General features: G+C 70.4%; 6 protein-coding genes. 3 read left to right on the top strand and 3 right to left on the bottom strand.

All coding sequences use genetic code 11. The annotated features are described in order from the left end of the window. Positions 1 to 343: 343 nt before the first annotated feature. Positions 344 to 721 (bottom strand): MGMT family protein, encoded by a 378-nt coding sequence (locus GRC12_RS38095; RefSeq protein ID WP_208784853.1) that lies wholly within the window; start codon positions 719 to 721, stop codon positions 344 to 346. 186 nt (positions 722 to 907) lie between these two features. On the opposite strand from GRC12_RS38095, the gene GRC12_RS38090 reads away from it, so the two are divergent. The 3 genes from GRC12_RS38090 (at position 908) to GRC12_RS38080 (ending at position 6977) form a co-directional block, all read left to right on the top strand. Further along, positions 908 to 3640 carry a lysylphosphatidylglycerol synthase domain-containing protein gene (locus GRC12_RS38090; RefSeq protein WP_208784851.1) on the top strand — a complete coding sequence of 911 codons (2733 nt, stop codon included), beginning with the start codon at positions 908 to 910 and terminating at the stop codon, positions 3638 to 3640. Between the two features lie 93 nt (positions 3641 to 3733). After that, complete coding sequence (locus GRC12_RS38085) at positions 3734 to 5281, top strand: alpha/beta hydrolase (RefSeq protein ID WP_208784849.1); 1548 nt, start codon at positions 3734 to 3736, stop codon at positions 5279 to 5281. A gap of 136 nt (positions 5282 to 5417) precedes the next feature. After that, the gene (locus tag GRC12_RS38080; RefSeq protein WP_208784847.1) at positions 5418 to 6977 is read left to right on the top strand and encodes an alpha/beta hydrolase; all 1560 of its coding nucleotides are present in this window, start codon (positions 5418 to 5420) and stop codon (positions 6975 to 6977) included. A gap of 92 nt (positions 6978 to 7069) precedes the next feature. On the opposite strand, the gene moeZ is transcribed toward GRC12_RS38080, so the two are convergent. Next, positions 7070 to 8248 carry an adenylyltransferase/sulfurtransferase MoeZ gene (gene moeZ, locus GRC12_RS38075; RefSeq protein ID WP_208784845.1) on the bottom strand — a complete coding sequence of 393 codons (1179 nt, stop codon included), beginning with the start codon at positions 8246 to 8248 and terminating at the stop codon, positions 7070 to 7072. Positions 8249 to 8311: 63 nt separating this feature from the next. Further along, positions 8312 to 8979, bottom strand: a 668-nt coding sequence (locus GRC12_RS38070; protein WP_208784843.1) for a spherulation-specific family 4 protein, incomplete at its 5' end; no start/stop codon positions are given.

The following is an 8979-nucleotide window of genomic DNA, read 5'->3' as shown; positions in this document are numbered from 1 at the left end:
GGGGTACGCACCAGTCGGTAAGCGCCACGGTTCCCCTGTCGCACCGGGGGGTGCGACAGGCGCCTGGTGGAGGAAGAGGAGCTCACGTGGTTCGCCGGTCCTGGTGGGTGTGCTGGTTGTCGGACCACCGTGCGTGCAGGGCGGTGATCGGGGGGTGAGGGGGGAACGCGCAGCCGACGCTACGCCGACGGACGACGCGGAAGCAGAGCTTCCGCTTCTTCCCTCCGGCCACTCGCGACACGTACGCCCCTCGCCCCACGAACGTACGTCATGGCACGGACGTGCCCCGCTTCCCCCGTACGGATCACGGGTCACACACGGGTTCGCCCGATGGCGGAAGCTGTCAGGTGTGACCCTCCGCGCGTCCGCCGCCGTCCCACCGCGCCCGTTTCATGTCGAGGCGCGGCAGATGGCCCTCGGCTGCCCTGCTCGCCTCCTTCAGCGGTGTGCCCTCGACGCGGTAGTGGTCGAGGGCGCGCAGTTCGTGTCCCGGGAGCAGGACGCCGTCCGCGCGGACCACGCGCCACCACGGCACCGCTCCCCCGTAGAGGGCCATCACCCGGCCCACCTGGCGCGGGCCGCCCTCCTCCAGCCACTCGGCGACGTCGCCGTAGGTCATGACACGCCCGGGCGGGATCAGTTCGGCGACCTCGAGGACGCGCTCGGCGTACTCCGGCAGCGCGTCCGGACCGTCCCCGGGCGGCAGGCTCTCCTCACTCATCCGGCCCATCCTGCCGCACCCCACCGACAGTGTGACCCGCTGGCCACTGTGCGTATCCCTCGCCCCCGCGCGTGGCTTCGGGCAGACTGTGCGCCCCCGCGTCCGCACCCTGATGCCCCCGTGTGTCGGTGGGACATGCCACCATCATGCGAGCGGTGACCGGTGATACGAGATCAAGAAGAGACGATGAAGCAGCAGGGTGTGCACCCGGAGGACGCGCAGAACGCGTCCGACGCTTCGTCGCGCCCGGACACCGGCCCCGACACCGAGAGCTCCTCCGGGAAGGAATCCGGCGGGGACGACGCGCAGTTCGTCGAAGAGGCCCACATCGACGAGGTGGAGGGGGACGAACCGCTCCTGCCCGCGCGCGTGCACCGGCCCTCCGACCTGATGCGCCTTCTGGTGGGGCTGCTCGGGATCATCCTGCTCCTCGCCATCGCCGCGTTCGCGCACGGCACCACCTCGGGGCTCGAACAGGACATCAACAAGGGCACCGGTCAGGCGCCCGACCTGCTCATCAAGATCGCCGGGCTGGCCTCCAGCATCGCGATCCTGCTGGTGCCGGTCGCCTTCGCGATCGAGCGGCTGATCAAGCGCGACGGGCTGCGCATCGCCGACGGTGTGCTCGCGGCGGTCCTGGCACACGGCGTGACGCTCGCGACCGACCTCTGGGTGGCCAAGGGCGCCCCGGGCTCCATCCAGGAGGCGCTCACCCAGCCCTCCCCCGGCGACATCCACGCGCTGACCGACCCGGTGCACGGCTATCTCGCCCCGGTCATCGCGTACATGACCGCCGTCGGCATGTCCCGGCGGCCCCGCTGGCGCGCGGTGCTGTGGATCGTGCTGCTCCTCGACGCGTTCTCGATGCTCGTCACCGGCTACACGACGCCGTTCTCGATCATCCTGACGGTGCTGATCGGCTGGAGCATCGCCTACGGCACGCTCTACGCGGTCGGCTCGCCCAACGTCCGCCCCACCGGGCGGACGCTGATGGCGGGCCTGCGGCACGTGGGCTTCCGCCCGGTGACCGCGGCCCGCGAGGAGATGCCGGAGAACCCGGAGACCGGAGACCGGGGCCGGCGCTACTTCGTCACCCTCGAGGACGGCCCGCCGCTGGACGTCACGGTGGTCGACCGGGAGCAGCAGGCGCAGGGCTTCTTCTACCGCGCGTGGCGCAACCTGACCCTGCGCGGCTTCGCCACCCGCAGCAGCCTCCAGTCGCTGCGCCAGGCCCTGGAGCAGGAGGCGCTGCTGGCGTACGCGGCCATCGCGGCCGGCGCCAACGCCCCCAAGCTGATCGCGACCTCCGAACTCGGCCCCGACGCGGTGATGCTGGTCTACGAGCACACCGGCGGACGCACGCTCGACTCCCTGGCGGACGACGAGATCACCGACGCACTGCTGCACGACACCTGGCACCAGGTACGGGCGCTGCAGTCCCGGCGCATCGCGCACCGCAGGCTGGTGGGCGACGCGATTCTGGTGGATCGTTCCGGCACGGTCATCCTGACCGACCTGCGGGTCGGCGAGATCGCGGCCGGCGATCTGCTGCTGCGCATGGACGTCTCGCAGCTCCTGGTGACGCTCGGCCTGCGGGTGGGTGCGGAGCGGGCGGTGGCCTCGGCGGTGGGCGTGCTCGGCCCGGACGCCGTCGCCGACTGTCTGCCGATGCTGCAGCCCATCGCGCTCAGCCGCACCTCCCGCGCGACCCTGCGCAGGCTGGCCAGGGAGCGGGCCCAGCGCGAGCGGGAAGCGGTCCTGGAGGCTTCCAGGCAGGCCAAGCAGGCCCGTCTGGAAGCGGCCGAGGAGCACACCAGCTCCGCGCTCGAGAAACCCGACAAGAAGGCCGTACGAGCGGAGCAGCGGGCCGAGAAACGGGCCATCGACGAGGCCATCGAGGAAGCGCGGGAGGAGGATCTGCTGACGCAGATCCGGCACCAGGTGCTGCTCATCAGGCCACAGGCGCCGGTCGAGCCGGCCCGGCTCGAGAGGGTGCGGCCGCGCACCCTGATCAGTTTCATCGCGGGCGCCATCGGCGCGTACTTCCTGCTGACGCAGCTCACCCACATCGAGTTCGGGCCGCTGATCGAGAACGCGCAGTGGGGCTGGGTGCTGGCGGCCGTGGTGTTCTCGGCGGGCAGCTACTTCGCGGCGGCGATGGCGCTGCTCGGGTTCGTGCCGGAGCGCGTGCCGTTCCTGCGGGCCGTGGGGGCGCAGGTCGCCGGGTCGTTCGTCAAGATCGTCGCGCCGGCCGCGGTCGGCGGTGTCGCGCTCAACACGCGCTTCCTGCAACGCGCGGGCGTGCGCCCCGGGCTCGCGGTCGCCAGTGTGGGCGCCTCGCAGCTGTTCGGGCTCGGCTGCCACATCCTGATGCTGCTGTCGTTCGGCTATCTGACCGGCACGGAGAAGACGCCGTCGCTGTCGCCGTCCCGTACGGTCATCGCGGGTCTGCTGACCGTGGCGGTGCTCGTCCTCGTGGTCACCTCGGTGCCTTTCTTGCGGAAGTTCGTCGTCACGCGCGTGCGCTCGCTCTTCGCGGGTGTCGTGCCGCGCATGCTGGACGTGCTGCAGCGGCCGCAGAAGCTGGTCACCGGCATCGGCGGCATGCTGCTGCTGACCGCCTGCTTCGTGATGTGCCTGGACGCCTCGATCCGCGCCTTCGGCCAGCAGGGAACCTCGCTCAGCATCGCCAGCGTCGCCGTCGTCTTCCTCGCCGGCAACGCTCTCGGCTCGGCCGCGCCGACCCCCGGTGGCGTCGGCGCGGTGGAGGCCACCCTGACAGTCGGTCTGATCGCCGTGGGCCTGCCCAAGGAGGTCGCGGCCCCGGCCGTGCTGCTGTTCCGGCTGCTGACGCTGTGGCTGCCGGTCCTGCCGGGCTGGCTGGCCTTCAACCAGCTCTCCCGCAAGGGCGCGCTCTAGTACGACAGCCGGGGGTACGAAGGCTGTACGCGTGCGTACCTCATACGGCCCGTGCCCCGAGCGCCGGACCGGAGGCGAGCGGAGGATGGAAGCATGCCGAAGCCTCCCCGCGCGCGTGCCGCTGCGCTGACCGCCACCGCCGTGCTGCTGTCCTCCGTGCTGGCCGGCTGTACCGGCGGCGACGGCGACGACGGGGACCTGTCGGCGCAGAAACTGCACTGGAAGGACTGCCCGGCCCCGAACGCGGCGGAGGGCGGCGGCGACACCCCCTCGCCGCTGCCAGGCGGCGGCACCTGGCAGTGCGCCACCATGAAGGCGCCTCTCGACTGGAACAAGCCCAAGGGCGACACCATCGGCATCGCGCTGATCCGGGCGAGGACGAGCGGCGCCGCGAACAGGCGCATCGGCTCGCTTTTGTTCAACTTCGGCGGCCCCGGCGGTTCCGGCGTCACCACGCTGCCCGCCTTCGGCGCGGACTACGCGAAGCTGCGCACCCGCTACGACCTGGTCAGCTTCGACCCGCGCGGAGTCGGCCGCAGCGCACCCGTGGAGTGCGAGAACGACCAGCAGCTCGACGCCTACTTCCAGCAGGACGCGACCCCCGACGACGCCGACGAGCGCACCGAGTACCTGGACAACACCAAGAAGTTCAACGCGGCCTGCGAGAAGCACTCCAAGAAGGTGCTGCCCCATGTGCGGACCACGGACGCGGCCCGTGACATGGACCTGATGCGCCAGATCCTGGGTGACAAGAAGCTCTACTACTTCGGCATCTCCTACGGCACCGAGCTCGGCGGTGTCTACGCCCACCTGTTCCCGGGGCACGTGGGCCGTGCCGTCTTCGACGCGGTCGTCGACCCGACGCAGAACCCGGAGCAGGCCTCGCTCGGACAGGCCAAGGGCTTCCAGCTGGCGCTGGACAACTTCGCCGAGGACTGCACGTCGAAGGCCGAGCCGTGCCCGGTCGGCGACAGCGCGCAGGACGTGAAGGACCGTATCGCCACCCTGCTGAAGAACCTCGACAGCAAGCCGATCCCCGGCATCCTCCCCCGTCAGCTGACCCAGACCGCCGCCACCAACGGCATCGCGCAGGCCCTGTACTCGAAGGACTTCTGGCAGTACCTCACCGAGGGCCTGGAGCAGGCGTACCAGGGCGACGGCCAGGTCCTGATGCTGCTGTCCGACTCGATGAACGGCCGCAACCAGAACGGCGAGTACAGCAACATCACCGCGGCCAACATCTCCATCAACTGCGCCGACGAGAAGCCCCGCTACAGCCCCGGGTACGTGGAGGGGAAGCTGCCCGAGTTCCAGGCCGCCTCTCCGCTGTTCGGGGACTTCCTCGCCTGGGGCATGGTCAGCTGCACCGACTGGGCGGTCGCGGGCGCGGCCGATCACCCCGATGTCAGCGCGCCCGGCGCCGCGCCGATCCTGGTCGTGGGCAACACCGGCGACCCGGCCACGCCGTACGAGGGCGCGCGCAGGATGGTGGACGCGCTGGGCAAGGGCGTCGGCGTCGAGCTGACGTACAAGGGCCAGGGGCATGGCGCGTACGACAGCAAGAACAAGTGCGTGCAGAGCGCGGTGAACGGCTATCTGCTGGACGGCAAGGTGCCGCCCGCCGGAACCGTCTGCTCCTGACGGCCGACCGAATTCCGGTTGAATGCGCAGGTCAGAAGGTTATCCACAGGGCTGCGCCGGTCCGGCGTGCTCCGCCTACTATGGCCGGACAGCCGTTCGCCGCACGGTGCGGACGGCCTTTCAGGGGGGAACGCACATGGCGCGATTCGTACGGTGGACGGCGTTCGGGGCCGCCGCCGCACTGCTGGTGGCCGGATGTGGCGGAGGCTCGTCGTCCGACGACAGGGGTGACAAGGGGGGCGGCAGGACGAGCGCGGCCGCCTCGTCGCCGGCCGGCTCCTCAGGTACGACCGCCGCGCTGCCGTCCTCACTGACCGCGCAGAAGCTCGCCTGGGGGCGCTGCAAGGCCACCGCGGACTCCCCCGCCCCGGGCAGCGACTGGCAGTGCGCGACCCTCAAGACCCCGCTGGACTGGTCGAAGCCGGACGGCCGCACGATCGACCTCGCCCTCATCCGCGCCCGGGCGAACGGGGGCAAGCGCATAGGCTCGCTGCTGTTCAACTTCGGCGGCCCGGGCGGCTCGGGCGTGTCCATGATGCCGCAGTACGCGGCCACGGTGTCCAAGCTGCGCGAGCGCTACGACCTGGTGAGCTGGGATCCGCGCGGGGTGGCCGCCAGCGAGGGCGTGCGCTGCCGCGGTGACAAGGCCATCCAGGCCGCGGAGGACATCGACGCCACACCCGACACCGCGGCCGAGGAGAACGCGTACTTCCAGGACGCGGTCTCCTTCGGCAAGGGCTGCCAGAAGGCCGCCGGGAGTCTGCTGGCGCACGTGTCGACGACCGACACCGCCCGCGACATGGACCTGATGCGCCAGGTACTCGGCGACACCAGGACGCACTACTTCGGCATCTCGTACGGCACCGAGCTGGGCGGTGTCTACGCCCATCTGTTCCCCAAGAACGTGGGACGGCTGATCCTGGACGCGGTCGTCGACCCGACCGCCGACTCGGTGGGGCACGCGGAGAACCAGGCCAGGGGGTTCCAGCGGGCCCTGGACGACTACCTGAAGTCGACCGGCCAGGACCCGAAGCAGGGCACCCGGAAGATCGCGGACCTGGTGAAGCGGCTCGACGCGAACCCGCTGCCGACCTCGTCCGGTCGCAAGCTGACCCAGTCGCTCGCCCTCACCGGCATCGTCCTGCCTCTGTACAGCAAGTCCGGCTGGCCGACCCTGACCAGCGCCCTGGCCGCGGCGCACCAGGGCGACGGCTCGGAGCTGCTGCAACTCGCCGACGGCTACAACGAACGCGACGCCTCCGGGCACTACGGCACGACGACCCACTCGCAACGGGTCATATCGTGCCTGGACGACAGGCAGCGGCCGACCGCCGAGCAGACCAAGAAGCTGCTGCCGACGTTCGAGAAGATCTCGCCGGTGTTCGGGGACTTCCTCGGCTGGGACACGGCCGGCTGGTGCCACGACTGGCCGGTCTCCGGGCAGTACGACACCCCGGAGGTGAGCGCGGCCGGTGCGGCGCCGATCCTGGTGGTCGGCAACACCGGCGACCCGGCGACGCCGTACGAGGGCGCCCGGAAGATGGCCGACGAGTTGGGCAGGGGCGTCGGTGTGGAGCTCACCTGGAAGGGCGAGGGACACGGGGCGTACGGAGGGAGCGACTGCGTCGACTCGACGGTGAACGCGTACCTGCTGGACGGCACGGTGCCGCGGGACGGGAAGGTCTGCTCCTCGTAGCCCGGGCTCAGGCACCTGGGGCGCTTCTCGCCCGGGCGACGGAAAAGGGCCCGGCGCGCACGGTGCCGAGCCCCTTCCGGGAGAGCCTGGGTCTAGTAGACCGGCTTGTGCGGTTCGATCTGGTTGACCCAGCCGATCACACCGCCGCCCACATGCACGGCGTCGGAGAAGCCCGCGGACTTCAGGACCGCGAGGACTTCCGCACTGCGGACACCCGTCTTGCAGTGCAGGACGATCTTCTTGTCCTGCGGGAGGGTCTCCAGGGCGGTGCCCATGAGGAACTCGTTCTTCGGGATCAGCTTGGCGCCGGGGATCGAGACGATCTCGTACTCGTTGATCTCGCGGACGTCGATGATCTCGATGTTCTCACCGTCGTCGATCCACTCCTTGAGCTGCTTGGGAGTGATCGTCGAACCGGCCGCGGCCTCCTGGGCCTCCTCGGAGACGACGCCGCAGAAGGCCTCGTAGTCGATGAGCTCGGTGACGGTCGGGTTCTCGCCGCAGACCGCGCAGTTCGGGTCCTTGCGGACCTTGACCTGGCGGTACTGCATCTCCAGGGCGTCGTAGATCATCAGGCGGCCGACCAGCGGCTCGCCGGTGCCGGTGAGGACCTTGATGGCCTCGGTGACCTGGATGGAGCCGATGGACGCGCACAGCACGCCCAGGACGCCGCCCTCGGCGCAGGAGGGGACCATGCCCGGCGGCGGGGGCTCCGGGTAGAGGCAGCGGTAGCAGGGGCCGTGCTCGGACCAGAACACGGAGGCCTGACCGTCGAAGCGGTAGATCGAGCCCCACACGTACGGCTTGTTCAGCAGCACGCACGCGTCGTTGACCAGGTAGCGGGTGGCGAAGTTGTCCGTGCCGTCGAGGATCAGGTCGTACTGGCTGAAGATGTCCATCACGTTGTCGGCCTCGAGCCGCTCCTCGTGAAGGATCACGTTCACGTACGGGTTGATGCCGAGGACGGAGTCACGGGCGGACTCGGCCTTGGAGCGGCCGATGTCGGCCTGACTGTGGATGATCTGGCGCTGCAGGTTCGACTCGTCGACCTCGTCGAACTCCACGATGCCGAGGGTGCCGACGCCCGCGGCGGCCAGGTACATCAGCGCCGGCGAGCCCAGGCCGCCGGCGCCGACACAGAGCACCTTGGCGTTCTTCAGCCGCTTCTGCCCGTCCATCCCGACGTCCGGGATGATCAGGTGGCGGGAGTACCTGCGGACCTCGTCTACGGTGAGCTCAGAGGCTGGCTCGACCAGGGGTGGCAGCGACACGGGGACTCCGTTGATCGGTCAATCACTACAGTTGTTCTCCCTGTAACACTGCCACGGCCTTCTTCATTCCGAGACACCCGTCCCGATCCGCGAGACGATTTCGTCCCAGTAGCCGGGCATGGTCTCCCAGGGGTCGGTGCGGCCGCCGTGGTCCGTGCGGTCGGTGAACCAGACGGTCGCCGCGCCCTGCCAGCGGGCGATGCGCAAGGCCTCCTCCAGGTGCGGGCGGGGCACTCCGTGGACGAGGTGACAGAAGCGCTCGGGCGGATGGTCGGCGGTCCACTCCGCCACCTGCGACCAGCGGTACTCGTTCCAGGAGCCGGAGAAGGTGACCAGTTGGTCGGCGCACTCGGCGTAGCCGGGATACGGATGGGTGCCGTGGCCGAGGACGATGTGGGCGTCCTCCTGGATCGCGCGCAGGGTGGTGACGGTGCGGTGGATCCCCGGGAGCCAGGCGCGCTCGGTCGGGCAGCGGTCCAGGAGGAAGCCGTCGACCTGGTACCAGTCGAGGTAGCGGTTCGCGTCATGGACCAGTTCGACGAAGCCGCGGGCTCCGCGGGCGGCGTCGAGATGACCGAGGACGCGGACGCCCGCGTTGCGCAGGCGTCCGGCCGCCTCCAGGCAGTGCGGGTCGGGGCGGCTTCCGGGGCCGTCGGCGACGTTGAGGACGACCCAGTGCAGCGGGGTTCCGGGGCGGGCGAGTTCGCCCCATTCGGTGGGGGCGACAAGGG

Origin of the sequence: Streptomyces griseorubiginosus, from assembly GCF_017614965.1 — a bacterium.
Classification (GTDB): domain Bacteria; phylum Actinomycetota; class Actinomycetes; order Streptomycetales; family Streptomycetaceae; genus Streptomyces; species Streptomyces griseorubiginosus_B.
Note: the sequence above shows the minus strand (reverse complement) of the source record. Positions and strands in the feature narration are given on the sequence as shown.